Genomic DNA, 25,275 nt, shown 5'->3' on the forward strand with positions numbered 1-25,275 from the left:
ATGAGCACCTTCATCACCCGCGATGGCACCGAGATCTACTACAAGGATTGGGGCAGTGGGCAGCCGGTAGTCTTCAGCCACGGCTGGCCGTTGAACTCCGACAGTTGGGAGGCGCAGATGATGTTCCTGGCGTCCAACGGCTATCGGGTGATTGCCCATGACCGCCGTGGACACGGACGCTCCAGCCAGCCCTGGGACGGCAACGACATGGACACCTATGCCGACGACCTGGCCGAGCTGATCGAGCGTCTGGACCTCAAGCAAGCCGTGCTGCTCGGTTTCTCCACGGGCGGTGGCGAAGTGGCGCGCTACATCGGCCGTCATGGCGCCGCCCGCGTTGCCAAGGCCGGGCTGATCTCGGCCGTGCCGCCGTTGATGCTCCGTACCCCGGCCAACCCGGGTGGCTTGCCTGTCGAGGTGTTCGACGGTTTCCGCCAGGCCTCCCTGGCCGACCGTTCTCAGCTATACAAGGATGTGGCCAGCGCATTCTTCGGCGCCAACCGGCCGGGTGCCAAGGTATCCCAGGGCATGATCGACTGGTTCTGGATGCAGGGCATGCTCGCCGGGCACAAGAATGCCTATGACTGCATCAAGGCCTTCTCCGAGACGGATTTCACCGAGGACCTGCTCAAGATCGATGTACCGACGCTGGTGGTCCATGGCGATGACGACCAGGTGGTGCCGATCGAAACTGCCGGTATCGCGGCCGCGAAACTGCTCGCCAACGCCCAACTGCTGGTCTACCCCGGCGCGCCCCACGGCCTGACCGATACCCACAAGGACCGACTGAACGCGGACTTGCTGGCGTTCATCCAGGGCTGATCAAGCCACACACCTGTGGGAGCGAGCTTGCTCCGGGCGGCGTTCCGACGATGGCGGCGCAACAGTCAACATCGCCGCCGACTGACATTCGCCTATCGCGAGCAGGATCGCTCTCACAGGATCGGTATTCGACAGGACTGATACCCATGAACCGCAACGATTTACGCCGCCTCGACATGAACCTGTTGGTGATCTTCGAGGCGTTGATGTTCGAGAAGAACCTGACCCGCGTCGCCGAAAAGCTGTTCATGGGCCAGCCGGCGGTGAGTGCGGCGCTTGGGCGGCTGCGGGATCTGTTCGACGATCCGCTGTTGATCCGCAACGGTCGCGGCATGGAGCCGACACCCCGGGCCCTGGCCATCCTCAAGGAACTGCAACCGGCCATGGACACCATTTCCGGCGCGGTCAGCCGGGCCAAGGCCTTCGATCCTTCCACCAGTTGCGACGTGTTCCGTATCGGTTTGTCGGACGACGCCGAGTTCGGCCTGTTTCCGCCGCTGCTCAGCCAGCTCCGGGAGGAGGCGCCGGGCATCATCGTGGTGGTCCGGCGCGCCAATTTCCTGTTGATGTCGTCGCTGCTGGCCAGCGGTGAAATCAGCGTCGGTGTCAGCTACACCACCGACCTGCCGGCCAATGCCAAGCGCAAGAAACTGCGGGACATTCCCTGCAAGGTCTTGCGCGGTGACAAGCGCCCCGGGCCGCTGACCCTGGACGAATACTGCTCGCGGCCCCACGCGATGGTGTCGTTCTCGGGGGACCTGAGCGGCAACATCGACCTGGACCTGGCCCGCATCGGCCGGACGCGCAAGGTCGTGCTGGCTGTGCCGCAGTTCAGCGGTCTGCGGGCGTTGCTGGCCGGCACCGAACTGATCGCCACCGTGCCCGACTACGCGGCCTGCGCCTTGGTGGAAGGCTGCGGGCTGCGGGCCGAGGATCCGCCGTTCCAGATCAATGCCGCCGAGCTGTCCATGGTCTGGAGCGGCGTGCATGACAACGATCCGGCCGAGCGCTGGCTGCGCTCGCGCATCGCCACGCACATGTCCCAGTCGCTGCCGGTGGATGCGCCGGCGACCGCACAAGGAACCCAGCGATGAACCTGGCCGACGAACGCTCGCTGCAGGACTGGGGATTGCTGTTCCTGCGCCTGAGCGGGGCGCTGTTCCTGCTGTGGGTCCATGGGCTGCCGAAGCTGCTGCACTACAGCGCCGAGTTGACCCGCATCGAAGACCCGTTCCACCTGGGCGCGGCGCCGACCCTGGTGTTGGCGATCCTGGCCGAAGTGCTGTGTCCGCTGCTGATCGCCATCGGCGTGCTGGTGCGCCTGGCCTGTCTGCCGATCCTGTTTTTGCTGGCTGTTGCGCTGCTGTTGGTGCATCCCCAATGGAGCCTCGAAGAAGGGCAATTCGGCTGGCTCCTGCTGATCATCTTTACCAGCGTGTTCATTGCCGGGCCTGGGCGCCTGGCGCTGAACGCGCGCTTTGCCGGAGTGTTTCGTCATGTCTGAATCCCAAACCGTCGAACCCGTCGCCAGCCACGCCCGGCCCGGCTTCGATGAAATCGTGACCCTGGTGGTCAAGCACCGGATCAAGGCCGGCCAGGAGGCTGCCTATGAGACCTGGCTCAGGCGCATCGTGCGGGTGGCCGGTGGATGGCCGGGGCACCTGGGCGTCGATGTGGTCCGGGGCCGGCAGGGCGGGTTGTCGCTGTTCACCTGCGTGCTGCGTTTCTGCTCCACCGAGGCCATGCAGCGCTGGCTGGAATCGTCCGAGCGCAGTGAGCTGGTGGCGCAAGCCAAGCCCTTGCTGGCCGACGGTGACCAGACCGAAGTGGCGCCTCACAAGGAGTTCTGGTTCGCCCCGTTGGCGGATGCCGCCGCGCCACCGCCCCGTTGGAAACAGGCCGTGGTGACGCTGCTGGTCATCCTGCCGCACACCTTGCTGGTGCCGCTGCTGTGGGGGCCGCTGCTGCAACTCCATGCATTGCTCTCCAACTATGTCGTCGCCACGTTCCTGATCACCCTGACCATCGTGCTCTCGGTGGTGTACGTATGCATGCCTATGGCGACCCGGTTGTTCGCGCCCTGGCTGGAGGCGTCCAACCTCGAACACCTGGAGCCCGACGATGGCCAATAACGACGATCCACAAGATCCACGCGATCCACTGCGCCGCCAGTTGCTGGCCGCCGGATCCCTGCTCAGCGCCGCGGCGGCTTTCTGGCCGGGCCTGTCCTTCGCTTCTTCACATTCAAAAGGAAATCCGATGAGTGCCGATCTGATTCTGTTCAATGGCCAGTTCCATACCGTCGACCGTGAAAAGCCCCGCGCCAGTGCGGTCGCCATCAGCCAGGGCAAATTCGTCGCGGTGGGCACCGACGCCGAGGCCATGGCCCTGCGCGGCAGCGCTACCCAGGTCATCGACCTCAAGGGACGCACGGTCATTCCCGGGCTCAATGACTCGCACCTGCACCTGATCCGCGGTGGCCTGAACTACAACCTGGAACTGCGCTGGGAAGGCGTGCCGTCCCTGGCCGATGCCCTGCGCATGCTCAAGGACCAGGCCGACCGCACACCGACGCCGCAATGGGTGCGGGTCGTGGGGGGCTGGAACGAGTTCCAGTTCGCCGAAAAGCGCATGCCCACCCTGGAAGAGCTCAACCAGGCTGCGCCCGACACCCCGGTGTTCGTCCTGCACCTGTACGATCGTGCCTTGCTCAACCGCGCTGCGCTGCGGGTAGCCGGCTATACCCGTGACACGCCGAACCCCCCGGGCGGCGAGATCGTCCGCGACAGCAAGGGCGAACCCACCGGCATGCTGGTGGCGCGCCCCAACGCGATGATCCTCTATTCGACCCTGGCCAAGGGTCCGAAGCTGCCCCTGGAGTACCAGGTCAACTCCACCCGCCAGTTCATGCGTGAACTCAATCGCCTGGGGCTGACCAGTGCCATCGACGCCGGCGGTGGCTTCCAGAACTACCCGGACGATTACGCGGTCATCGAACAGCTGGCCCGTGAGCAGCAGTTGACGGTGCGCATCGCCTACAACCTGTTCACCCAGAAACCCAAGGAAGAACTCACCGACTTCAAGAACTGGACCGGCAGCGTCAAGCTGCACCAGGGTGATGACTTCCTGCGGCATAACGGCGCCGGCGAAATGCTGGTGTTCTCGGCGGCGGACTTCGAAGACTTCCTGGAGCCGCGCCCGGACCTGCCGCCCGGCATGGAGCAGGACCTGGAACCGGTGGTGCGCCATCTGGTGGAGCAACGCTGGCCGTTCCGCCTGCATGCCACCTATGACGAATCCATCAGCCGCATGCTCGATGTGTTCGAGAAGGTCAACCGCGACATCCCGTTCAACGGCCTGCCGTGGTTCTTCGACCATGCCGAGACCATCACGCCGAAGAACATCGAGCGGGTCCGGGCGCTGGGTGGTGGCATTGCGATCCAGGACCGCATGGCGTTCCAGGGTGAATATTTCGTCGACCGCTACGGTGCCAAGGCCGCCGAAGCCACGCCGCCGATCAAGCGCATGCTGGCCGAAGGCGTGCCGGTAGGCGCAGGCACCGACGCCACGCGCGTCTCCAGCTACAACCCCTGGACCTCGCTGTACTGGATGGTCAGCGGTCGCACGGTGGGCGGCCTGGCCTTGCACGAGCAAGGGCTGCCGCGCCTGACCGCGCTGGAGCTGTTCACCCATGGCAGCGCCTGGTTCTCATCGGAGCAAGGCAAGAAAGGCCAGATCAAGGTCGGCCAACTGGCGGACCTGGCGGCATTGAGCGCGGACTTCTTCAGCGTCGAGGAAGAGGCCATCAAGTGGATCGAGTCGGTGTTGACGGTGGTCGACGGCAAGGTGGTGTATGCCGCCGGCGATTTCGAAAAACTCGGCCCTGCCAGCGTCCCGGTGCTGCCGGACTGGTCGCCGGTGGTCAAGGTGCCCGGCCACTGGCGGCCGACCTCGCCGCTGCAGGCGCAGGTCCACCAGTGCAGTGGCCCTTGCGCGGTGCATTCCCACAGCCATGAACGCGCGCGGCTGTCGAACGTCCCGGTCAGCGATTTCCAAGGCTTCTGGGGCGCGTTCGGCTGCTCCTGCTTCGCCTTTTGACTAACAACCACTTTCCCTGTGAGAGCGAGCCTGCTCGCGAAGACGTCGGATCCTCCGGCATCGCCGCAAGCTGATACACCGCTTTGGCGAGCAGGCTCGCTCCCACAGGTTTTCGTCATCATCCATCCAAAGGAGTCATCCCATGAGCAACGCCCCTGTCTACAACCGCCTGAACAAAGATGATGCAGTCGTCCTGCTGGTCGATCACCAGACCGGCCTGATTTCCCTGGTCCAGGACTTCTCGCCCAACGAGTTCAAGAACAACGTCCTGGCCCTGGGCGACCTGGCGAAGTTCTTCGGCCTGCCGACCATCCTGACCACCAGTTTCGAACAGGGCCCCAACGGTCCGCTGGTGCCGGAACTCAAGGAAATGTTCCCGGATGCGCCGTACATCCCGCGTCCAGGCCAGATCAATGCCTGGGACAACGAAGACTTCGTCAAGGCGATCAAGGCCACCGGTCGCAAGCAGTTGATCATTGCCGGCGTGGTGACCGACGTCTGCGTGGCGTTCCCGACACTGTCGGCCCTGGCCGAAGGCTTCGACGTGTTCGTCGTGACCGATGCTTCGGGCACCTTCAACGAAACCGTGCAGCAAGCCTCCTGGGCCCGCATGAGCGCCGCCGGTGCGCAGTTGATGAACTGGTTCTCGGTCGCCTGTGAGCTGCACCGCGACTGGCGCAACGACATCGAAGGCCTGGGCAACCTGCTGTCCCAGCGCATTCCGAACTACCGTAACCTGATGAACAGCTACGCGGCGCAGACCGCCAGGTAAGTCGTTTCCAGGCTGAACAGGTGCCCGCCAATGTGCGGGCATCTTTTTGTCTGGCTATCTGGCCTATATTGCCTGTGGCCAGGGGATTGATCCCGGTGGGGGTGCGCAGCCGCCCCAAAAGTCGGCCAACCGGTTGTGTCAGAATGTTCCTTGAACCAAATGCGGGGTCTGCTGCGCAGCCCAGCGGGGATAAATTCCCTCGCCACAGTTCGTGTTCGGCAAAAATCTTCCGTCTACTTGGAGAGCAATGAATCCTTTCGAAGAAATGCGCATCTTTGCCCAGGTCATGGAGTCAGGCAGTTTCACGGCAGCGGCGGACAAGCTGGGGCTATCCAAGCAGTTCGTCAGCCGCAAGCTCATGGCCCTGGAACAGCGGCTCGGTGTCAGGCTGCTCAATCGCTCGACGCGGCGCCTGGATGTCACGCCCCTGGGCCAGCGTTATTACGAAGCGGCTCTGCGCCTGCTCGGTGAAATCGAACAGGTGGAGCAGGGCATCAGCGGCCAGACCAGCGAGCCTCGCGGCACCCTGCGCCTGAGCGCGCCGCTGTCGTTCGCCGTGGCGCACCTGGGCAGCCTGCTGCCGCTGTTTCTGCAGCGTTACGGGGAAGTCAGCGTGGAGGTGGACCTGAGCGATCGTTCCGTGGACCTGTTAGGGGAGGGCTATGACCTCGCGCTGCGGATCGGAGAGCTGGAAGACTCGACCCTGATCGCGCGCCGCATCGCCACCATCGAACGGGTCTATTGCGCCAGCCCGGCGTACCTGGCCCGGCGCGGCACACCCACGCGACCCGAAGACCTGCGCGGGCATGACTGCCTGCCATATGGCCACAGCCGGCAGGTCCAGTGGCGATTCGCGGCGGGCGGCAAGCCGCAGGTGCTGGAGGTGGCTGGGCGCATGCGGGCCAATAACGGCGATCTGCTCAGGGACGCCGCTATCGCCGGCATGGGTATCACCTACCTGCCGACGTTCATTCTGGGGGATGCGCTGAAGGATGGACGATTGGTCCAGGTTCTCGAAGGCTTCGAGACCGCGCCCCTGGCGCTGTCGGCGGTGTATCCGCAACACCGGCAGAGCTCGCGCCCGGTGCAGGCGCTGGTGGACTTCCTGCGCGAATACATGCAGTGATCGAGCGAACGCGTTCAGCCGTCCAGGCGACGGCTGAAGCATTCGTGGCCGGTCAGGCAGCGAGGTTGGCGCTGCTCATTTCTTTCTTGTATTGCGCTTTCAGGGTTTCCATCTGCTCACCCAAGGCATCCAGCTTGGCTTTGCCCAGCAGTTTCTTGGCCTGAGGGAACATTTCCTTCTCTTCTTCTTCGATGTGGTGTTCAAGCAGTTCCTTGACCACTTTCACCCGTCCCGCGAATTCCGGCTTGGAAGGATCGGTGGCTTTCAGGTCCGGCAACACCAGGGAGTCGACGGTGCGGTGTTCCTCCTTGGCCTCGTAGTACATCTCCACCTCTTCCTTGCCCCCGGCCTGTTTGTAAGCGGGATACAGGATTTCTTCTTCCAGCCGGGTGTGGATGGTGATTTCCATCTCCAGCTTCGCCAACAGGTCGGTGCGCTTCTTGACGCCGCGTTCGGTGGACTCGCTCAGTTGGGCAAGAATGCCCTTGACGCGCTCATGGTCGGCTTTCAACAGATCGATGGCGTTCATATACAGCTCCTCGGCAATTCACGGTTGCGGGCCGACTTCAAGCGTCGACGCCGCGTTACAGGAGGATTGCATGGGGCGTGCCAGTCGTTGATCTCTTGAAAAGCCTTTAAAAACAGTGGGTTGGATTTCATCTGGATTTCAGCGTCGTGCAGCCTGCATGAAGCGGGGAAAAGCACCTTGCACTTTGCGCTGTCCGCCAATCGCTCCCTGCCTGATCGGGTGGGTGGCCCGATTCGCTAAGGCGTTTCGAGCAGGTGCCGAACCTTGGCGGCAATGGCCAGGCAGGAAGTCAGCCCTGGCGATTCGATACCGAACAGGTTGATCAGGCCCGGTACCCCGTGCTCGGCCTCGCTGCTGATGAGGAAGTCCCGGGCAGGTTCGCCGGGAGCGGAAATTTTCGGGCGGATACCGCTATAGGCCGGTTGCAGGCTCTGGTCCGGCAGGCCTGGCCAGTAATCGCGAATCGCCGGATAAAAAACCTCGGCCCGGACCGGATCGACCCGGTAGTCCTCGTGGTCGACCCATTCCACGTCAGGGCCGAAGCGGGCCTGGCCCGCCATGTCCAGGGTCATGTGGGTACCCAGGCCGGCGGCTTGCGGAGCCGGGTAGATCAAGTGGCGGAACGGCGCGCGCCCGGCAAGGCTGAAGTAGTTGCCCTTGCACAGGTAGTCATCGGGCACCGTCTGCGCTGGCAGGCCTTCCATGCGCCGGGCAAGGGCAGGCGCGTGCAAGCCGGTGGCATTGATCAGCAGGCGACAGGACAGGCTCATCTGTGCCGAGCCGCCCACCTCCAGGGTGAAATGCCCGGCTTCGATGCGAACCCCAAGTAGCGGTGAATGGAACGCAACGTCCGCCCCGGCCGCTTGGGCATCGCCCTGCAACGCCAGCATCAGGCCATGGGAATCCACGATGCCGGTGGAGGGCGAGTACAGCGCGGCGACACAGGCCAGCGCCGGTTCCAGGGCCAGTGCCTGCGTCCGGTCAAGCAGGCGCAAGTCGTCCACCCCATTGGCCAGCCCGCGTTCGAGCAGTGCCTGGAGGCCGGCCAATTGCGCCTGGTCTCTGGCGACGATCAATTTGCCGAGGCGTCGGGTGGCCACGCCATGGCTTTCACAATAAGCGTACAGCCGGTGTCGACCTTCGACACACAACTGCGCCTTGAGGCTGCCCGGCGGGTAGTAGATGCCGGCATGAATGACCTCGGAGTTTCGCGAGCTGATGCCCATGCCGACGGCGGCACCGGATTCGATCACCAGCACTTCATGGCCGGCGCGGGCCATCTCCCGCGCCACGGCCAGGCCGACGACCCCTGCGCCTGCCACTACGCATTGGATATCCACACGCAACCTCGATTCTCCTTCAATAGGGAAAGACCTGAGCGCGTTCAGGGTAGCCTCGCCCGGGGAAGGGGTGAAGCGTGGAGGTGACGAAAACATGGATGTGATTAAACTGGCCGGACTCAACGAGGCGTACGGGCTGCGCATTTGGGCCGCGCGTTCCCTACGTTGCCCGTACGTACCCTAGGCGATCGACTTGCCGATCGGGCCTTTTGTCTGACCTTGTCCACGGAGAATCCCCGATGCCTCGTTTTGCAGCCAACCTCAGCATGCTGTACCCGCAACATGATTTCCTGGAGCGTTTCGCGGCTGCGGCGGCCGATGGTTTTTCGGCTGTCGAGTACCTGTTCCCCTATGACCACACCCCTCAGGTGCTCAAGCAGAGGCTCGATGACAACGGCCTTGTCCAGGTGCTGTTCAACGCGCCACCCGGGGATTGGGCTGCGGGGGAGCGGGGGATCGTGTCGTTGCCGGGACGTGAGCAGGAATTTCGCGAGGGTTTCGAGCGTGCCCTGGATTATGCCGCGGTACTGGGCAACTCCAGGATTCATGTCATGGCCGGCGTGCTCCCGTCCGAAGCCGAGCGGGCGCGATATCACGCGGTGTATCTGGAGAACCTCGCCCATGCCACGGCCCAGGCCGCGAAAGCCGGGATCACTGTGCTGCTCGAACCGATCAATACCCGGGACATGCCTGGCTTTTTCCTGAATCGCCAGGACCAGGCCCAGGCCATCTGCCGGGAAGTGGGGGCCGACAACCTCAAGGTCCAGTTCGACTGCTACCACTGCCAGATTGTCGAAGGTGACCTGGCGAGCAAATTGCGGCGCGACTTCAACCGCATCGGCCATGTCCAGATTGCCGGCGTGCCGGACCGCCACGAGCCGGACCTTGGGGAAGTCAATTATCCCTTTGTGTTCGAGCTGCTGGATGAGTTGGGCTATGACGGCTGGGTCGGATGCGAATATCGGCCGCGCGGCGATACTTCAGTGGGTCTGCGGTGGCTGCGGGACTGGAAGGCACGCTGACGCTTGTGGAGCGTGCCTGCTCGCCATGGCGGACTGATGACCGATCACTGCGCCAGATCACACCTGGAGCAACCTTGGCGGTGGCAGCGGTCTGTGCCCGGTGACTGGAAGGGCAGGGCCGTGGTAGTGGTGCACTTGGCCGCGAAACCGCGGTAGGCGGACGAGGCGTAAAGCCGAACGACGCTTTTCTCGGGCATAAAAAAACCGTATCTCGCGATACGGTTTTTCTTCAAGCGAACAGCATTCGCGATCAGCCCGTCAGGCCCGCCTGCTGAACCAGGGTCAGCAATGGCTGTGGGTAGACGCCGAGGAAGAACGCCAATACGGCGATGGCCAGCAGCATCACGCCGCCTGCCTTCTGTTCCCAGTGCAACTCGGCATCGTGACGACGCAGGTTCGGTTCCATCAGGTACAGGGTGACCATGACGCGCAGGTAGTAGAACACGCCGATGGCACTGCCCAGCACCAGGGAGCCGACCAGCCACCATTGGTGAGCCTCGACGCCGGTGGCGATGATGTAGAACTTGCCGATGAAGCCGGCGGTCAGCGGGATACCGGCCAGGGACAGCATCATCACGGTGAGCACGGCGGTCAGGTACGGACGGCGCCAGAACAGGCCGCGGTATTCGTACAGGGCGTCGGCGTCGCGGCCGTTGTACGGCGAGGACATCAGGGTGATCACGCCGAACGCGCCAAGGCTGGTGATCACGTAGGTGACCAGGTACACGCCAATGGCTTCCACGGCCAGGCCCTTGCTGGCGATCAGGGCGATCAGCAGGTAGCCGAAGTGGGCGATGGACGAGTAACCCAGCAGACGCTTGAGGTTGCTCTGGGTCAGGGCCAGCAGGTTACCGAACAGGATCGAGGCGATGGCAATGATGGTCAGCACGTTGCTCATGACGCCACTGCTGGCCACCGGAGAGATCTGGAACAGACGCACCATCACGGCGAACACCGCCACCTTGGAAGCTGTGGCCAGAAACGCCGCCACCGGGGCCGGGGCGCCTTCGTAGACGTCCGGGGTCCAGAGGTGGAAGGGCACCAGCGACAGCTTGAACGCCAGGCCGATCAGCATCATGCCCAGGCCCAGTTGCGCGACCGGGCTGGGCAGGCCGGTGGCCGCCAGGGCCTGGCCGATACCGACGAAGCTCAAGGTGCCGGCTTCGGCGTAGAGCAGGGCCATGCCGAACAACAGGAACGCAGAGCCGGCCGCCGACAGCACCATGTACTTGATGCCGGCTTCCAGAGAGCGCTTGTTGAAGAAGGCATAGGCCACCAGGCCGTACACAGGCACCGACAGCAGCTCCAGGCCGATGAACAGGCTGGCCAGGTGCTGGGCGCTGACCAGGACCAGGCCACCGGCGGCGGCCATGAGGATCAGCAGGTACAGCTCTTCGCGATTGCCCGGGTAGCCCGAACCGCCATCGCCCAGGTAGGCGTGGGCGAGGGTGACACAGGCCAGGGTGGCGACCAGGATCAGCGCCATGTACAGGCAGGCGAAGCTGTCGATCTGCAACAGCGGGGTGACCGTCAGCGGGGCGACTTTCAGGGCCGGCAGGATCGACAGCAAGGCCAGGTTCAGCCCCGCCACCGACAGCAGGAAGGTCTGGGAGTGATTGCGGCGCCAGGCGATCGCCAGCATCACCACGAGGATCGTGGCGCTGGTGATCAACAGCGGCGCAAGCGCGATAAAGTGTTGAATCGTGAATTCCATAGCGCTCTTACCGGGCCGAAGCGAGTTGAGAGAAGGCGGTGCCGAGCCACTGCTGCACGCCATGCATCGTGGCGGCAGAGGTGTCGAGGAACGGTTGCGGGTAGACGCCGAGGTAAATCAGCAACACCGCAAGGCCAAGCACCATGATCAGTTCGCGACCGTCCATGCCGCGCAGCACTTCGTCCGACCTGGACGGGCCGAAGTAGGCGCGGTGGATCATGATCAGCGAGTAGACCGAACCGAACACCAGGCCGGAGGTGGCGATGGCGATGATCCACGGCGAACTGACGAAGGTGCCGATCAGGATCAGGAACTCGCCGACGAAGTTGCCGGTACCCGGCAGGCCCAGGGAAGCGGCCGCGAAGAACAGGCTGATGGCCGGCAGGTAGGCGATGCGCGACCACAGGCCACCCATTTCACGCATATCCCGGGTGTGCAGGCGCTCGTACAACTGGCCGCTGAGGATAAACAGCGCCGCCGCGGACAGGCCGTGGGCCAGCATCTGGATCACCGCGCCCTGCAGGGCCAGCTGGCTGCCGGAATAGATACCGATCAGCACGAAGCCCATGTGCGAGACGCTGGAGAAGGCGATCAGGCGCTTGATGTCGGTCTGGGCGAAGGCCAGGAACGCACCGTAGAAGATCCCGATCAGGCCGAGGGTCATCGCGATCGGCGCGAACTCGGCCGAGGCGTTGGGGAACATCGGCAACGCGAAGCGCAGCAGACCATAGGCCGCCGTCTTGAGCAGGATACCCGCCAGGTCCACGGAACCTGCGGTCGGTGCCTGGGCGTGGGCATCCGGCAGCCAGGAGTGCAACGGTACCACCGGCAGCTTCACCGCGAAGGCGATGAAGAAGCCCAGCATCAGCACGTACTCGGTGGTGCGCGACATCTGCACTTTCAACAGGTCGGCGTAGTTGAAGGTGATCACGCCGGTGTTGTTGAAGTTGACCAGCACCAGACCGAGGATCGCCACCAGCATGATCAGGCCGGAAGCCTGGGTGAAGATGAAGAACTTGGTCGCCGCGTAGATCCGGGTTTTCTTGCCGTCCGCCGAGCTATGACCCCAGAGCGCGATGAGGAAGTACATCGGCACCAGCATCATTTCCCAGAAGAAGAAGAACATGAACAGGTCCAGCGCGAGGAACACGCCGACGACGCCGCCCAGGATCCACATCAGGTTCAGGTGGAAGAAGCCCACATGGCGCTGGATCTCTTTCCAGGAGCAGAGCACCGAGAGGATACCCAGCAGGCCGGTCAGCAGGATCATCAGCAGCGACAGGCCGTCGAGGGCCAGGTGCACGCTGATGCCGAAGCGCTCGATCCACAGGTGCTTGAATTCAAGCGCCCAGGTCGGATCGGCGCCGGGGGCCGGAGCGAATGAATAGTCGCCGGTCGCCCACAGCCAGAGGCCGAGCGCGAGTTCCAGGGACATGGTCAGCAGCGCGATCCAGCGCGGGAGGGTGGAGCTGGAACGCTCCGCCATCCAGCACAGCAGGCCGCCGATAAAAGGGATCAGGATTAGCCAGGGCAGAATCATGACGGGCTCGTTTCCTTTCGCAAGTTCGCAAGGTTCATATCAGACCGCTACCAGCACGATGGCGCCGATAACCAGCACGGCGCCAGCCGCCATGGAAGCCGCATACCAACGCAGTTGACCGGTCTCGGTACGGCTCAGGGCAGTGTGGCCGCCCTTGGCCATGCGCGGGATCAGGCCAATGGTCTGGTCGAGCGGGTCTTTGCGCAGAATGTGGCTGATCGCAAGGTATGGCTTGACGAACAGTTTGTCGTAGATCCAGTCGAAGCCCCAGGCAGCGAACCACCAGGCCGAAAGGACACGGCCGAGGCCGCTGTTGGCGATCGCGGTCACGAAGCGACGCTTGCCCAGGAACAAGAGGGCGGACAGCAGGATACCCGCCAGGGCGATGGCGCCCGAGGCGATTTCCAGGCTGTGCTTGGCTTCGCCGCCTGCATGGCCGACGCTTTGTGGCAGCACGCCGGCAAGCGGTGGGGTGATCAGGGCGCCGACGAAAGTCGACAGCACGATCAGTACCGACAGCGGCAGCCAGTGGGCGATGCCGTGGCCGGCGTGGGCTTCGGTCTTGGCTTCACCATGGAACGCGATGAAGATCAGGCGGAAGGTGTACAGCGAGGTCATGAACGCACCCACCAGGCCTGCGTAGAGCAGCCCCTGGTTGCCGCTGGCGAACGCTTCCCAGAGGATTTCGTCCTTGGAGTAGAAGCCGGCGGTCACCAGTGGCAGGGCCGCCAGGGCCGCGCCACCGACGATGAAGCTGGCGTAAGCCAGTGGCAGTTTTTTCCACAGGCCGCCCATCTTGAAGATGTTCTGCTCGTGGTGGCAGGCAACGATTACCGCACCGGAGGCCAGGAACAGCAGGGCCTTGAAGAACGCGTGGGTCATCAGGTGGAAGATCGCGCCTTCCCAGGCACCGACACCCAGGGCCAGGAACATGTAGCCGATCTGGCTCATGGTGGAGTAGGCGAGGATCCGCTTGATGTCGGTCTGCACCAGGGCGGCGAAACCGGCCAGCACCAGGGTCACGCCGCCGACGATGCCCACCAGGTGCAGGATGTCCGGCGCCAGGGCGAACAGGCCGTGGGTACGGGCGATCAGGTACACGCCCGCGGTCACCATGGTTGCCGCGTGGATCAGGGCCGAGACCGGGGTAGGGCCGGCCATCGCGTCCGCCAGCCAGGTCTGCAGCGGCAGCTGTGCGGATTTGCCGACGGCACCACCGAGCAGCATCAGGGTCGCCAGGACGATCCAGAAGTCGCCGGCCTTGAAGTGCTCGGGAGCACGGACCAGCAGTTCCTGGATGTTCAGCGTGCCCAGCTGCTGGAACAGGATGAACAGGCCGATGGCCATGAACACGTCGCCGATCCGGGTCACGATGAATGCCTTCAGCGCCGCGTTGCCGTTGTTGCGGTTGCTGTAGTAGAAACCGATCAACAGGTACGAGCACAGGCCCACGCCTTCCCAGCCGAAGTACACGAACAGCAGGTTATCGCCGAGCACCAGGAACAGCATGCTGGCGATGAACAGGTTGGTGTAGGCGAAGAAACGCGAGTAACCGGCTTCACCGCGCATGTACCAGGAAGCGAACAGGTGGATCAGGAAACCCACGCCGACCACCACGCCGAGCATGGTCACCGACAGGCCGTCCAGATACAGGGTGAAGCTCGGCGTGAAGCCTTCCACCGCCATCCACTGCCACAGCACCTGCGCGTACGCGCCACCTTGCGGCGGGGCGACGTTGAACTGCCAGATCACGTAGGCCGTGACGATGGCGGACAGGCCGATGGAACCGACGCCGATCAATGCCGAGAGGTTTTCCGAGAAGCGGCCCCGCGAGAACGACAGCAGCAGGAAGCCGATGAGGGGGAATACGAAAGTCAGGAAGAGTAGGTTCATCCGCGCATCTCGCTGGCAGCGTCGATATCGAGAGTGTGGAAGCGGCGATGCAGCTGCAGCAGAATCGCCAGGCCGATACTGGCCTCGGCGGCTGCCAGGCTGATCACCAGGATGAACATGACTTGTCCATCCGGTTGCGCCCAGCGAGCGCCCGCGACGATGAAGGCCAGGGCGGAGGCATTCATCATGACCTCCAGGCTCATCAGCACGAACAGAATGTTGCGGCGGACCATCAGGCCGACCAGACCGAGACAGAACAGGATGCCGGCAACCGCCAGACCATGCTCGAGAGGGATAGCAGGCATGTGATTACTCCTTCGCCTCGTTACGGCCCAAATGGAACGCCGTGACGGCTGCGGCGAGCAGCAGCATCGAGGCGAGTTCGACCACCAGCAGGTACGGGCCGAACAGGCTGATGCCCACGGCCTTGGCGTCCACGGTGGTTTGGCCGATGGCCTGGCCGCTCTGGTGAGCGAACAGCACATACAGCAGTTCACCCAGCAGCAGGGCGGCGAGGATCACCGGCCCGGCCCAGATGCCCGGCTTGAGCCAGGAGCGCTCCTGCTGGACCGAGGCAGGGCCCAGGTTCAGCATCATCACCACGAACACGAAAAGCACCATGATGGCGCCGGCGTAGGCGATCACTTCCAGGGCACCGGCGAACGGTGCGCCGAGGCTGAAGAACGTCATGGCCACGGCGATGAGCGAAATGATCAGGTAGAGCAGGGCGTGCACGGGGTTGGTGTTGGTGACCACTCGAAGCGTGGACACCACCGCGATACCCGATGCGAAATAGAAAGCGAATTCCATCTTTCTTCCTTAAGGCAGCAAGCTCTTCACGTTGATCGGCTCGGCTTCGTTCTGCGCGGCACCTTTCGGCTTACCGGCAATGGCCATACCTGCAACACGATAGAAGTTGTAATCAGGGTTTTTACCGGGACCGGAAATCAGCAGGTCTTCTTTCTCGTACACCAGGTCCTGACGTTTGAAGTCGGCCATTTCGAAATCCGGCGTGAGCTGGATCGCGGTGGTCGGGCAGGCTTCTTCGCAAAGGCCGCAGAAGATGCAACGCGAGAAGTTGATGCGGAAGAAGTCCGGGTACCAGCGACCGTCTTCGGTCTCGGCTTTCTGCAGCGAGATGCAGCCTACCGGGCAAGCCACGGCGCACAGGTTGCAGGCCACGCAGCGTTCCTCGCCGTCGGGGTCGCGGGTCAGGACGATGCGGCCACGGTAGCGAGGTGCCAGGTAGACCGCTTCTTCGGGGTATTGCAGGGTGTCGCGCTTGCGGAAGCCATGGCCGAAGATCATGACCAGGCTCCGCAGTTGGGTACCGGTACCCTTAACGATGTCGCCAATATATTTGAACATGGGTCAAATCCTCACTGAACCGCGGCCGCAGGCGTGTTCAACAACACGATCGCAGCGGTCACCAGCAAATTGATCAGGGTCAGTGGCAGGCAGAATTTCCAGCTGAAGTCCATCACCTGGTCGTAGCGTGGGCGCGGGATCGAGGCGCGCAGCAGGACGAACAGCATGATGAAGAACGCGGTCTTCAGGGCGAACCACACGAAGGACAGTTGCGGCAGGATGCCGAACGGACCATGCCAGCCGCCGAAGAACAGCGTGACCAGCAGTGCCGAGATCAGGACGATGCCGATGTATTCACCGACGAAGAACATGCCCCATTTCATGCCGGCGTATTCGATGTGGTAACCATCGGCCAGTTCCTGTTCCGCTTCCGGCTGGTCGAAGGGGTGACGGTGAGTCACGGCCACGCCAGCGACGAAGAACGTACAGAAGCCGAAGAACTGCGGAATGATGAACCACAGGTTCTGCGCCTGGTACTCGACGATGTCGCGCATGTTGAACGAACCGGCCTGGACCACGACGCCCATCAGCGCCAGGCCCATGAACACTTCGTAGGACACGGTCTGGGCCGAAGCACGCAGGCTGCCCAGCAGGGCGAACTTGTTGTTGCTCGACCAACCGGCGAACAGCACCGCATACACCGAAAGGCCGGCCATGGCGAAGAAGAACAGCAGGCCGATGTTCAGGTCCGCCACGCCCCAGGTCGGGGTGATCGGGATGATCGCGAAGGCGATCAGCAAGGCGCTCATGGCCACCACCGGTGCCAGGGTGAAGATCACCTTGTCGGCGAACGGTGGCGTCCAGTCTTCCTTGAAGAACATTTTGACCATGTCGGCGGCGATCTGGAACATGCCGAACGGGCCGACGCGGTTCGGACCGTAGCGGTCCTGCCACCAGCCCAGCAGGCGACGTTCGACGAAGCTCAGCAGTGCCCCGCAGACCACCACGGCCAGCAGGATCACGATGGCCTTGAGGACTGTCAGGATCACTTCGATCACTTCAGGGGTGAACCAGCTCATTGCGCTGCCTCCTGCAGACCATCGACGGTCTTGCCGAACACCGCCGGTGGGATACCCGCCAGGCCGGCCGGCAGGGCCACCAGGCCGGCGCCCAGTTGCTCATTGATACGCAGCGGCAGGCGCAAGGTCTGGCCCGCGACGTTCAGGCTCAGCAGGGCGCCGTCGTTGACGCCCAGGCGATCGGCCTCCGATTTGGCCAGAGACACGTAGGCGGCCGGGATGCGTTCCTGTACCGGAGCGGCCTTGGAAGAGTTCTCTTCGCTGCCGAACAGGTGATGGAACGGTACGACCTGCCAGGTGCCCGGGGCCGGATTGAAAGCGCGCGGTACATTGGCGAACCAGCCCAGGCCATCGCCCTGGCTTTCGATCAGGCGAGTGCCCGGATCGCCGGCACGCAGGTGACCACCGACCTCGTCCTGGAACTTGTTCCAGGCCTGGGGCGAGTTCCAGCCCGGCGACCAGGCGAACGGCACTTGCGAGCGCGGTTCGGCCGAGCCCGAGTAACCTTCCATCGAGAAGGCGAACGCGGTGTCCTTGTCCTGCGGGGTGCGCGGTTCGTGGACGCTGATGTTGGCGCGCATCGCGGTGCGGCCGGAATAACGCAGCGGTTCACGGGCCAGCTTCAAGCCCTTGATGCGGAACGAGGCGGACGGTGCGGCGTCGACGATGCCGGCCAGTTGAGCGGAGCTCGATGCGACTGCAGCCGTGACGTGGTCCAGTTGGGTCCAGTCGATCGGCTGGTTCAGCAGGGTGGCGCGCAGGGCATGCAGCCAGCGCCAGCCCTCGTGGACCAGGATGCTGGCGTCCAGGTATTGCGGGTCGAAGACCTGGAAGAAACGCTGGGCGCGACCTTCCTGGCTGACCAGCGTCCCGTCGCCTTCGGCGAAGCTCGCCGCCGGCAGCACCAGGTGGGCGCGGTCGGTGGTGGCGGTTTTCTGATGGTCGGCGACGATCACCACTTTCGCGGCATTCAACGCGGCGTCCACCTTGGCCTTGTCGGTGCGGGTGAACAGGTCGTTCTCCAGCACCACGATGGCATCGGCGCTGCCGTCGATCACGGCTTGCAGCGCCGCGTCCACCGACTCGCCGCCGAGCATGGCCAGGCCGAGGCTGTTGGCTTCGGGCACCACCAGGCTGATGGAGCCGTTCTTTTCCCGCAGCTTGAGGGCCTTGGCGATGTTGGCGGCCGCTTCGATCAGGGCCTTGGAGCCCAGGGAGGTACCGGCGATGACCAGCGGACGCTTGGCCGCCAGCAGGGCGTCGGCGATGCGCTGTACCAATGCGCCTGCTTCGCTGTCCAGGCCTTCGACGGCCGGGGCGCTGGCGTCCAGGGCGTGGGCCACGGCGAAACCGATGCGCGCCAGGTCGTCCGGAGCTGCATGGACGCATTCCTCGGCCACGTCATCGAGCTTGGTTTCGGCGAGGCTGGCGATGAACAGCGGGTTCAGCTCATGCTGGCCGATGTTCTTCACGGCAGCGTCGAGCCATGGCTGGACACGCATGGCGTCGGCCATCTCCTCGGCCTTGCCCTTGACCGACTGACGCAAGGCCAGGGCCATGCGGGCCGCGGTCTGGGTCAGGTCTTCACCGAGGACGAACACTGCGTCGTGGTCTTCGATGTCACGCATCGTCGGCACGGGCAGCGGGCTGTCCTTGAGCACTTGCAGCACCAGGCGGATGCGTTCCAGCTCGCCGGCTTCGATACCGCTGTAGAAGTGTTCGGTACCGACCAGCTCACGCAGCGCGTAGTTGCTTTCCAGGCTGGCCCGTGGCGAGCCGATGCCGACGATGTTGCGGCCGCGCAGCAGGTCGGCGGCCTTGTCCAGGGCTTCGTCCAGGCTCAGCTTGGTGCCGTCGGCCAGCAGCGGCTGGCGAGGGCGGTCCTTGCGGTTGACGTAGCCGTAGCCGAAACGGCCGCGGTCGCACAGGAAGTACTGGTTCACCGAACCGTTGTAGCGGTTTTCGATGCGACGCAGTTCGCCGTAGCGTTCGCCCGGGCTGATGTTGCAACCGCTGGAGCAGCCGTGGCAGATGCTTGGCGCGAACTGCATGTCCCACTTGCGGTTGTAGCGCTCGGAGTGGGTCTTGTCGGTGAACACACCGGTCGGGCAGACCTCGGTGAGGTTGCCGGAGAATTCGCTTTCCAGGGTGCCGTCTTCGACGCGACCGAAGTACACGTTGTCGTGGGCGCCGAACACGCCCAGGTCGGTGCCGCCGGCGTAGTCCTTGTAGAAGCGCACGCAGCGGTAGCAGGCGATGCAACGGTTCATCTCATGGGAAATGAACGGGCCCAGCTGCTGGTTCTGGTGGGTGCGCTTCTTGAAGCGATAACGGCGCTCGTTGTGACCGGTCATCACGGTCATGTCCTGCAAGTGGCAGTGACCACCTTCCTCGCAGACCGGGCAGTCGTGCGGGTGGTTGGTCATCAGCCATTCGACGACACTGGCGCGGAACGCCTTGGATTCCTCATCGTCGATGGAGATCCAGGTGTTGTCGGTGGCAGGGGTCATGCAGGACATGACGATGCGACCACGGGTGTCGTTCTCGTCGGTGTACTGCTTGACTGCGCACTGGCGGCAGGCCCCGACGCTACCAAGCGCGGGGTGCCAGCAGAAATAAGGGATGTCGAGGCCTAGCGACAGACATGCCTGTAACAGGTTGTCTGCCCCATCGACTTCGAGCGCTTTGCCGTCTACGTGGATAGTGGCCATGGTTCAAAGTTCTTCGTTGGCCCGGTGTCAGCGGGCGTGGCTAATGGAATCTTGTCGTTCGTCCGAGTCCAAACAGCCCAGGAGGCGTCATCGGACGAAAAGGCGAAGGGCACGGACCCTTCGCCTTCTTAAGCGTTGTTACGCGCCGACCATGGTCGGCGTGACCACCTGATTGAGATCGCCGGCGCGGGTTGGCGCGATGCCGGCCTCGAATTCAGGGCGGAAGTACTTGATCGCGCTGCCCAGCGGTTCCACGGCACCCGGTGCGTGGGCACAGAAGGTCTTGCCCGGGCCGAGGAAACCCACCAGGCCCAGCAGGGTCTCGATGTCGCCGGCCTGGCCTTCGCCATTCTCGATGGCCCGCAACAACTTGACGCTCCATGGCAGGCCATCGCGGCAAGGGGTGCAGAAGCCGCACGACTCACGAGCGAAGAACTCTTCCATGTTGCGCAGCAGCGAAACCATGCTGACGCTGTCGTCCACCGCCATGGCCAGGCCGGTACCCATGCGGGTCCCGACCTTGGCGATGCCGCCGGCATACATCTGCGCGTCCAGGTGTTCGGGCAGCAGGAAGCCGGTACCGGCACCGCCGGGCTGCCAGCACTTGAGCTTGTAGCCGTCGCGCATGCCGCCGGCGTAGTCCTCGAACAGCTCGCGGCCGGTGATGCCGAAGGGCAGCTCCCACAGGCCGGGGTTCTTGACCTTGCCGGAGAAGCCCATGAGCTTGGTGCCCATGTCTTCGCTGCCGTCGCGGGCCAGGGATTTGTACCAGTCCACGCCGTCGGCGATGATCGCCGGCACGTTGCACAGGGTCTCGACGTTGTTCACGCAGGTCGGCTTGCCCCACACGCCCACGGCGGCAGGGAAGGGCGGCTTGGAGCGCGGGTTGGCGCGGCGTCCTTCCAGGGAGTTGATCAGTGCGGTTTCTTCACCGCAGATATAACGCCCGGCGCCCGTGTGGACGAACAGCTCGAAATCGAAGCCGCTGCCCAGGATGTTCTTGCCCAGCAGGCCCGCGGCCTTGGCTTCTTCCACGGCACGGTTCAGGTGCCTGGCGGCGGTGGTGTATTCGCCGCGCAGGAAGATATAGCCGCGGTAGGTCTTCAGCGCCCGGGCGCTGATGAGCATGCCTTCGATCAGCAGATGGGGCAGTTGCTCCATCAGCATGCGGTCCTTCCAGGTGTTGGGCTCCATCTCATCCGCGTTGCACAGCAGGTAGCGGATATTGATGGATTCGTCCTTGGGCATCAGTCCCCACTTCACGCCGGTAGGGAAGCCCGCGCCGCCGCGGCCCTTGAGGCCCGAGTCCTTCACGGTCTGGACGATGTCGTCCTGGCCCATGTCGGTGAAGGCCTTGCGCGCGGCGGCATAGCCGTTCTTGGCCTGGTATTCGTCCAGCCAGACCGGCTCGCCGTCGTCACGCAGGCGCCAGGTCAGGGGGTGGGTTTCGGCCGAACGCTGGATGCGGTTGGCGGGCCCGAAGGAAGTCAGGGTCATACGTAGCCCTCCAGCAGTTTGGCAACGCCGGCTGGCGTAACGTCACCGAAGGTGTCGTCGTCGATCATCAGTGCCGGGGCCTTGTCGCAGTTGCCCAGGCAGCACACCGGCAGCAGGGTGAAGCGGCCGTCGGCAGTGGTCTGGCCCAGGCCGATGCCCAGTTTGCTCTGCAGCTCGCCGACCACCGACTCGTGGCCGCCGATGTAGCAGACCATGCTGTCGCAGACGCGAATGATGTGGCGGCCCACCGGCTGGCGGAAGATCTGGCTGTAGAAGGTGGCGACGCCTTCGACGTCGCTGGCCGGAATGCCGAGGATCTCGCCGATGGCGTAGAGCGCGCCATCGGGTACCCAGCCACGTTCCTTCTGGACGATCTTGAGGGCTTCGATAGACGCCGCGCGCGGGTCTTCGTAGTGATGCAGCTCGTGCTCGATGGCCGAGCGCTCGGTTTCGCTCAGGGCGAAACGGTCTGTCTGGATAAGCGTGCTGTTCATGCTTAGCGGTCCACGTCGGCCATAACGAAGTCGATACTACCCAGGTACGCGATCAAGTCCGCGACCATGCTGCCTTTGATCACCGAAGGGATCTGCTGCAGGTGCGGATAGCTTGGAGTGCGGATCCGGGTGCGGTAGCTCATGGTGCCGCCATCGCTCGTCAGGTAATAACTGTTGATACCCTTGGTCGCTTCGATCATCTGGAAGGATTCGTTGGCCGGCATGACCGGGCCCCACGAAACCTGCAGGAAGTGCGTGATCAGGGTCTCGATGTGTTGCAGCGTGCGCTCCTTTGGCGGCGGCGTGGTCAGCGGGTGATCCGCCTTGTACGGGCCTTCCGGCATGTTGCGCATGCACTGGTCGATGATCTTGATGCTCTGGCGCATCTCCTCGACGCGAACCATGCAGCGGTCATAGGCATCGCCGTTGACGGCCAGTGGTACTTCGAATTCGAAGTTCTCGTAGCCGGAATAGGGGCGAGCCTTGCGCAGGTCGAAATCGCAGCCGGTGGAACGCAGGCCGGCACCGGTGACGCCCCATTCCAGGGCCTCTTTGGTGTTGTAGGCAGCGACCCCGATGGTACGACCCTTGAGAATGCTGTTCTGCAGGGCGGCCTTGGTGTATTCGTCCAGGCGCTTGGGCATCCACTCGACGAAATCCTTGACCAGCTTTTCCCAGCCCCGGGGCAGGTCGTGGGCGACGCCGCCGATGCGGTACCAGGCCGGGTGCAGGCGGAAGCCGGTGATGGCTTCGATCACCGTGTAGGCCCGCTGGCGGTCGGTGAACGTGAAGAACACCGGAGTCATGGCGCCGACGTCCTGGATATAGGTACCGAGGAACAGCAGGTGGCTGGTGATACGGAAGAACTCGGCCATCATGATGCGAATCACGTTGACCCGGTCCGGTACCGTGATACCGGCCAGTTTCTCGACCGAGAGCACGTACGGCAGGTTGTTCATCACGCCGCCGAGGTAGTCGATGCGGTCGGTGTACGGGATGTAGCTGTGCCAGGACTGGCGCTCGCCCATCTTCTCGGCGCCACGGTGGTGATAGCCGATGTCCGGGACGCAGTCGACGATCTCTTCGCCGTCCAGTTGCAGGATGATGCGGAACGCACCGTGGGCCGAAGGGTGGTTCGGGCCGAGGTTGAGGAACATGTAGTCCTCGTTCGCCCCGGAGCGCTTCATGCCCCAGTCTTCGGGTTTGAAGCGCGCGGCTTCTTCCTCCAGCTGCTGCTTGGCCAGGGACAGGCTGAACGGGTCGAACTCGGTGGCGCGGGCCGGGAAGTCCTTGCGCAGCGGGTGACCTTCCCAGGTCGGCGGCATCATGATGCGTGTCAGGTGCGGGTGACCGCGGAAGTCGATGCCGAACATGTCCCAGACTTCGCGCTCGTACCAGTTGGCGTTCGGCCAGATACCGGTCACGGAGGGCACGCTGAGGTCGTTTTCGGACAAGGCGACCTTGATCATTACGTCACTATTACGTTCCACCGACAGCAGGTGGTAGAACACGGTGAAGTCGACACCGCTCGGCAGCCCTTGGCGCTTGGTACGCAGGCGCTCGTCCACGCCGTGCAGGTCATAGAGCATGACGTAGGGCTTGGGCAGGTTGCGCAGGAAAGTCAGGACTTCGACGAGCTTCTCGCGGGCAACCCACAGCACCGGCATGCCGGTGCGGGTTGCCTGGGCGGTGAACGCCTCGGGGCCAAAACGGTTGTTCAGTTCGACGACCACATCCTGGTCGTCTGCCTTGTAAGGCGGGATGTACAGAGCACTGCCTGTAGTCATGGTTATTTATCGCTTTCGGTCAACGTAAAGAATGAAGCCAGTTTCTCGTTTCTTGTACGGAACAGAGCTGGATCAGACTTCGTCGGGGCTGCGCAGGTTGGTGACTGCGATTCGCTGTTCGCGGCGCTCGGCCTTTTGCGACGGCATGTCGGCGCGGTAGACGCCTTGATCGCCGACGACCCAGGAAAGCGGGCGACGTTCCTGTCCGATGGATTCCTGCAGCAGCATCAGGCCTTGCAGGAACGCTTCGGGACGAGGCGGGCAGCCGGGCACGTAGACATCCACCGGGAGGAACTTGTCGACTCCCTGAACCACGGAATAGATGTCATACATGCCACCGGAGTTGGCACAGGCGCCCATGGAAATGACCCACTTGGGTTCCAGCATCTGCTCATACAGGCGCTGGATGATGGGGGCCATCTTCAGGAACGGCGTACCGGCGATAACCATGAAGTCCGCCTGGCGCGGCGATGCCCGGATTACCTCGGCGCCGAAGCGCGCGATGTCGTGGGGCGCCGTGAAGGCGGTGGTCATTTCCACGTAGCAGCACGAAAGGCCGAAGTTGTACGGCCACAGGGAGTTCTTGCGACCCCAGTTGACCGTGCTGTTCAGCACGTCTTCGAGCTTGCCCATGAAGATATTCTTGTGGACTTGATCTTCTAACGGATCGGCGACGGTTTCCCGCTTGCCGATCGGATACTGCTCGTTAGGAGCATCGGGGTCGATCCTGGTGAGATTGTATTGCATTGCCAAAGCCTCATTGTTTCAGCTTCGCTTGCCGCTTGCGCCGAGCTTCCGGAGCCCAATCAAGTGCCCCCACCCGGTAAAGGTAGACAAGACCTGCCAACAGAATTGCTATGAAAACGAGAGCTTCGACGAATCCGGTCCAGCCGCTTTCGCGGACGGACACAGACCAGGCAAAGAGAAAGAGGGCTTCGATATCGAAGATCACGAAGAGCATCGCGACCAGATAGAATTTGGCTGAGAGCCGCAAGCGGGCGCCACCGGTAGGCAGCATGCCGGACTCGAACGGTTCATTTTTGCTGCGTCCCCAGGCTTTTGACCCGAGGAGGCTGGAGACGCCGAGCATGAAGGCGCACAGGCCGACGACACCCAGAAGGAAAATGGCAAAGCCCCAGTTGTGGGCCATGAGTCCTGTCGCTTCGGGCATGCTGGAAATCCTTAACAGAGAGCAAAGGTCTCTGAGCTTGAAAAGAAATAACGCAGTGACGATATGTCGCAGCAATCAATCGCGGTGATTTTATGGCTAAACACCGGGCAAGTAAAATTCAGATCACGAAATTATTTATTGGAATAAGGACATGGCGCACCTCCAGGGCCGCGCGGCCCCGGCCCGACGGGCATTGGCCGGCTATTGAACAATAATATTTCGTGCGGAATGCAACAATGATAACGACTTCCAAATGATAATTATTGTTATCTGTATTGCGCCCTCCATGTGCACTTAAAGTCGTGTCGAGGGGAGCTGTCTTAATCGTCGCTACTGCAATTGTCAGCGTCGGACGTTTTACTCCTTTTCCGA

Annotated in this window: 23 protein-coding genes; 8 read left to right on the forward strand and 15 right to left on the reverse strand. The window is 63.1% G+C overall.

Going from position 1 to position 25,275, the window contains the following annotated elements:
* The 7 genes from BW992_RS17060 (at position 1) to BW992_RS17090 (ending at position 6,818) form a co-directional block, all read left to right on the forward strand.
* Entirely contained in the window at positions 1-822 is an 822-nt protein-coding gene (locus BW992_RS17060; RefSeq protein WP_072392772.1) for an alpha/beta fold hydrolase, read from the forward strand.
* 146 nt (positions 823-968) lie between these two features.
* Positions 969-1,916 carry a LysR family transcriptional regulator gene (locus BW992_RS17065; RefSeq protein WP_072392775.1) on the forward strand — a complete coding sequence of 316 codons (948 nt, stop codon included), beginning with the start codon at positions 969-971 and terminating at the stop codon, positions 1,914-1,916.
* Positions 1,913-2,326 (forward strand): DoxX family protein, encoded by a 414-nt coding sequence (locus BW992_RS17070; protein ID WP_072392778.1) that lies wholly within the window; start codon positions 1,913-1,915, stop codon positions 2,324-2,326. Before BW992_RS17065 ends, BW992_RS17070 begins: the two co-directional genes overlap by 4 nt.
* Positions 2,319-2,954: an antibiotic biosynthesis monooxygenase gene (locus tag BW992_RS17075; RefSeq protein WP_072392781.1), complete on the forward strand. Its 636-nt coding sequence runs from the start codon at positions 2,319-2,321 to the stop codon at positions 2,952-2,954. Before BW992_RS17070 ends, BW992_RS17075 begins: the two co-directional genes overlap by 8 nt.
* A gap of 127 nt (positions 2,955-3,081) precedes the next feature.
* Positions 3,082-4,920 carry an amidohydrolase gene (locus tag BW992_RS17080; RefSeq protein WP_072393070.1) on the forward strand — a complete coding sequence of 613 codons (1,839 nt, stop codon included), beginning with the start codon at positions 3,082-3,084 and terminating at the stop codon, positions 4,918-4,920.
* 142 nt (positions 4,921-5,062) lie between these two features.
* On the forward strand, positions 5,063-5,692 hold the full coding sequence (gene ycaC / locus BW992_RS17085) for an isochorismate family cysteine hydrolase YcaC (RefSeq protein ID WP_072392785.1): 630 nt from the start codon (positions 5,063-5,065) through the stop codon (positions 5,690-5,692).
* 247 nt (positions 5,693-5,939) lie between these two features.
* Positions 5,940-6,818 carry a LysR family transcriptional regulator gene (locus BW992_RS17090; RefSeq protein WP_072392788.1) on the forward strand — a complete coding sequence of 293 codons (879 nt, stop codon included), beginning with the start codon at positions 5,940-5,942 and terminating at the stop codon, positions 6,816-6,818.
* A gap of 52 nt (positions 6,819-6,870) precedes the next feature.
* Here the strand turns inward: BW992_RS17090 and BW992_RS17095 are convergent, their stop codons facing one another.
* On the reverse strand, positions 6,871-7,347 hold the full coding sequence (locus BW992_RS17095; RefSeq protein WP_072430643.1) for a hemerythrin domain-containing protein: 477 nt from the start codon (positions 7,345-7,347) through the stop codon (positions 6,871-6,873).
* A 236-nt stretch (positions 7,348-7,583) separates the two neighbouring features.
* Positions 7,584-8,693 carry an NAD(P)/FAD-dependent oxidoreductase gene (locus BW992_RS17100; RefSeq protein WP_076406809.1) on the reverse strand — a complete coding sequence of 370 codons (1,110 nt, stop codon included), beginning with the start codon at positions 8,691-8,693 and terminating at the stop codon, positions 7,584-7,586.
* A 233-nt stretch (positions 8,694-8,926) separates the two neighbouring features.
* Here BW992_RS17100 and otnI point away from each other — a divergent pair, with 233 nt between their 5' ends.
* Entirely contained in the window at positions 8,927-9,709 is a 783-nt protein-coding gene (gene otnI, locus BW992_RS17105; protein WP_072392798.1) for a 2-oxo-tetronate isomerase, read from the forward strand.
* A gap of 250 nt (positions 9,710-9,959) precedes the next feature.
* Here otnI and nuoN read toward each other — a convergent pair whose 3' ends face one another.
* The 13 genes from nuoN to BW992_RS17170 all read right to left on the reverse strand — a co-directional run bounded on the left by nuoN (position 9,960) and on the right by BW992_RS17170 (position 24,903).
* Positions 9,960-11,423, reverse strand: coding sequence for an NADH-quinone oxidoreductase subunit NuoN (nuoN, locus tag BW992_RS17110; protein WP_072392801.1), 1,464 nt, complete (start codon positions 11,421-11,423; stop codon positions 9,960-9,962).
* Positions 11,424-11,430: 7 nt separating this feature from the next.
* The gene (gene nuoM, locus BW992_RS17115; protein WP_072392804.1) at positions 11,431-12,963 is read right to left on the reverse strand and encodes an NADH-quinone oxidoreductase subunit M; all 1,533 of its coding nucleotides are present in this window, start codon (positions 12,961-12,963) and stop codon (positions 11,431-11,433) included.
* A 39-nt stretch (positions 12,964-13,002) separates the two neighbouring features.
* Positions 13,003-14,856 carry an NADH-quinone oxidoreductase subunit L gene (nuoL, locus tag BW992_RS17120; RefSeq protein WP_072392807.1) on the reverse strand — a complete coding sequence of 618 codons (1,854 nt, stop codon included), beginning with the start codon at positions 14,854-14,856 and terminating at the stop codon, positions 13,003-13,005.
* On the reverse strand, positions 14,853-15,161 hold the full coding sequence (gene nuoK / locus BW992_RS17125; RefSeq protein WP_072392810.1) for an NADH-quinone oxidoreductase subunit NuoK: 309 nt from the start codon (positions 15,159-15,161) through the stop codon (positions 14,853-14,855). Before nuoK ends, nuoL begins: the two co-directional genes overlap by 4 nt.
* A gap of 4 nt (positions 15,162-15,165) precedes the next feature.
* Positions 15,166-15,666, reverse strand: coding sequence for an NADH-quinone oxidoreductase subunit J (nuoJ, locus tag BW992_RS17130; RefSeq protein ID WP_072392813.1), 501 nt, complete (start codon positions 15,664-15,666; stop codon positions 15,166-15,168).
* 9 nt (positions 15,667-15,675) lie between these two features.
* Positions 15,676-16,224 (reverse strand): NADH-quinone oxidoreductase subunit NuoI, encoded by a 549-nt coding sequence (gene nuoI / locus BW992_RS17135; protein ID WP_072392816.1) that lies wholly within the window; start codon positions 16,222-16,224, stop codon positions 15,676-15,678.
* A gap of 11 nt (positions 16,225-16,235) precedes the next feature.
* Positions 16,236-17,243: an NADH-quinone oxidoreductase subunit NuoH gene (gene nuoH, locus BW992_RS17140; protein WP_072392820.1), complete on the reverse strand. Its 1,008-nt coding sequence runs from the start codon at positions 17,241-17,243 to the stop codon at positions 16,236-16,238.
* Positions 17,240-19,954, reverse strand: coding sequence for an NADH-quinone oxidoreductase subunit NuoG (gene nuoG / locus BW992_RS17145; RefSeq protein ID WP_072430640.1), 2,715 nt, complete (start codon positions 19,952-19,954; stop codon positions 17,240-17,242). Before nuoG ends, nuoH begins: the two co-directional genes overlap by 4 nt.
* A 138-nt stretch (positions 19,955-20,092) precedes the next feature.
* The gene (gene nuoF, locus BW992_RS17150) at positions 20,093-21,451 is read right to left on the reverse strand and encodes an NADH-quinone oxidoreductase subunit NuoF (RefSeq protein ID WP_072392826.1); all 1,359 of its coding nucleotides are present in this window, start codon (positions 21,449-21,451) and stop codon (positions 20,093-20,095) included.
* Positions 21,448-21,945, reverse strand: coding sequence for an NADH-quinone oxidoreductase subunit NuoE (nuoE, locus tag BW992_RS17155; RefSeq protein ID WP_072392829.1), 498 nt, complete (start codon positions 21,943-21,945; stop codon positions 21,448-21,450). The genes nuoF and nuoE overlap by 4 nt, the downstream gene beginning before the upstream one ends.
* Positions 21,946-21,947: 2 nt before the next feature.
* Complete coding sequence (nuoC, locus tag BW992_RS17160) at positions 21,948-23,732, reverse strand: NADH-quinone oxidoreductase subunit C/D (protein ID WP_072392832.1); 1,785 nt, start codon at positions 23,730-23,732, stop codon at positions 21,948-21,950.
* Positions 23,733-23,804: 72 nt separating this feature from the next.
* Positions 23,805-24,479: a NuoB/complex I 20 kDa subunit family protein gene (locus BW992_RS17165; protein ID WP_072392835.1), complete on the reverse strand. Its 675-nt coding sequence runs from the start codon at positions 24,477-24,479 to the stop codon at positions 23,805-23,807.
* Between the two features lie 10 nt (positions 24,480-24,489).
* A complete protein-coding gene (locus BW992_RS17170) occupies positions 24,490-24,903 on the reverse strand; it encodes an NADH-quinone oxidoreductase subunit A (RefSeq protein WP_030141323.1) in 414 nt (137 codons plus the stop codon).
* Between the last annotated feature and the right edge of the window lie 372 nt (positions 24,904-25,275).

This window comes from Pseudomonas sp. 7SR1, assembly GCF_900156465.1.
Taxonomy (GTDB): Bacteria; Pseudomonadota; Gammaproteobacteria; order Pseudomonadales; family Pseudomonadaceae; genus Aquipseudomonas.

Excerpts from the sequence above, each read along its gene's own strand:
- BW992_RS17060 (WP_072392772.1), top strand. The coding sequence starts at position 1 with ATGAGCACCTTCATCACCCGCGATGGCACCGAGATCTACTACAAGGAT.
- BW992_RS17065 (WP_072392775.1), top strand. The coding sequence starts at position 969 with ATGAACCGCAACGATTTACGCCGCCTCGACATGAACCTGTTGGTGATC.
- BW992_RS17070 (WP_072392778.1), top strand. The coding sequence starts at position 1,913 with ATGAACCTGGCCGACGAACGCTCGCTGCAGGACTGGGGATTGCTGTTC.
- BW992_RS17075 (WP_072392781.1), top strand. The coding sequence starts at position 2,319 with ATGTCTGAATCCCAAACCGTCGAACCCGTCGCCAGCCACGCCCGGCCC.
- BW992_RS17080 (WP_072393070.1), top strand. The coding sequence starts at position 3,082 with ATGAGTGCCGATCTGATTCTGTTCAATGGCCAGTTCCATACCGTCGAC.
- ycaC (WP_072392785.1), top strand. The coding sequence starts at position 5,063 with ATGAGCAACGCCCCTGTCTACAACCGCCTGAACAAAGATGATGCAGTC.
- BW992_RS17090 (WP_072392788.1), top strand. The coding sequence starts at position 5,940 with ATGAATCCTTTCGAAGAAATGCGCATCTTTGCCCAGGTCATGGAGTCA.
- BW992_RS17095 (WP_072430643.1), bottom strand. The coding sequence starts at position 7,347 with ATGAACGCCATCGATCTGTTGAAAGCCGACCATGAGCGCGTCAAGGGC.
- otnI (WP_072392798.1), top strand. The coding sequence starts at position 8,927 with ATGCCTCGTTTTGCAGCCAACCTCAGCATGCTGTACCCGCAACATGAT.
- nuoN (WP_072392801.1), bottom strand. The coding sequence starts at position 11,423 with ATGGAATTCACGATTCAACACTTTATCGCGCTTGCGCCGCTGTTGATC.
- nuoM (WP_072392804.1), bottom strand. The coding sequence starts at position 12,963 with ATGATTCTGCCCTGGCTAATCCTGATCCCTTTTATCGGCGGCCTGCTG.
- nuoL (WP_072392807.1), bottom strand. The coding sequence starts at position 14,856 with ATGAACCTACTCTTCCTGACTTTCGTATTCCCCCTCATCGGCTTCCTG.
- nuoK (WP_072392810.1), bottom strand. The coding sequence starts at position 15,161 with ATGCCTGCTATCCCTCTCGAGCATGGTCTGGCGGTTGCCGGCATCCTG.
- nuoJ (WP_072392813.1), bottom strand. The coding sequence starts at position 15,666 with ATGGAATTCGCTTTCTATTTCGCATCGGGTATCGCGGTGGTGTCCACG.
- nuoI (WP_072392816.1), bottom strand. The coding sequence starts at position 16,224 with ATGTTCAAATATATTGGCGACATCGTTAAGGGTACCGGTACCCAACTG.
- nuoH (WP_072392820.1), bottom strand. The coding sequence starts at position 17,243 with ATGAGCTGGTTCACCCCTGAAGTGATCGAAGTGATCCTGACAGTCCTC.
- nuoG (WP_072430640.1), bottom strand. The coding sequence starts at position 19,954 with ATGGCCACTATCCACGTAGACGGCAAAGCGCTCGAAGTCGATGGGGCA.
- nuoF (WP_072392826.1), bottom strand. The coding sequence starts at position 21,451 with ATGACCCTGACTTCCTTCGGGCCCGCCAACCGCATCCAGCGTTCGGCC.
- nuoE (WP_072392829.1), bottom strand. The coding sequence starts at position 21,945 with ATGAACAGCACGCTTATCCAGACAGACCGTTTCGCCCTGAGCGAAACC.
- nuoC (WP_072392832.1), bottom strand. The coding sequence starts at position 23,732 with ATGACTACAGGCAGTGCTCTGTACATCCCGCCTTACAAGGCAGACGAC.
- BW992_RS17165 (WP_072392835.1), bottom strand. The coding sequence starts at position 24,479 with ATGCAATACAATCTCACCAGGATCGACCCCGATGCTCCTAACGAGCAG.
- BW992_RS17170 (WP_030141323.1), bottom strand. The coding sequence starts at position 24,903 with ATGCCCGAAGCGACAGGACTCATGGCCCACAACTGGGGCTTTGCCATT.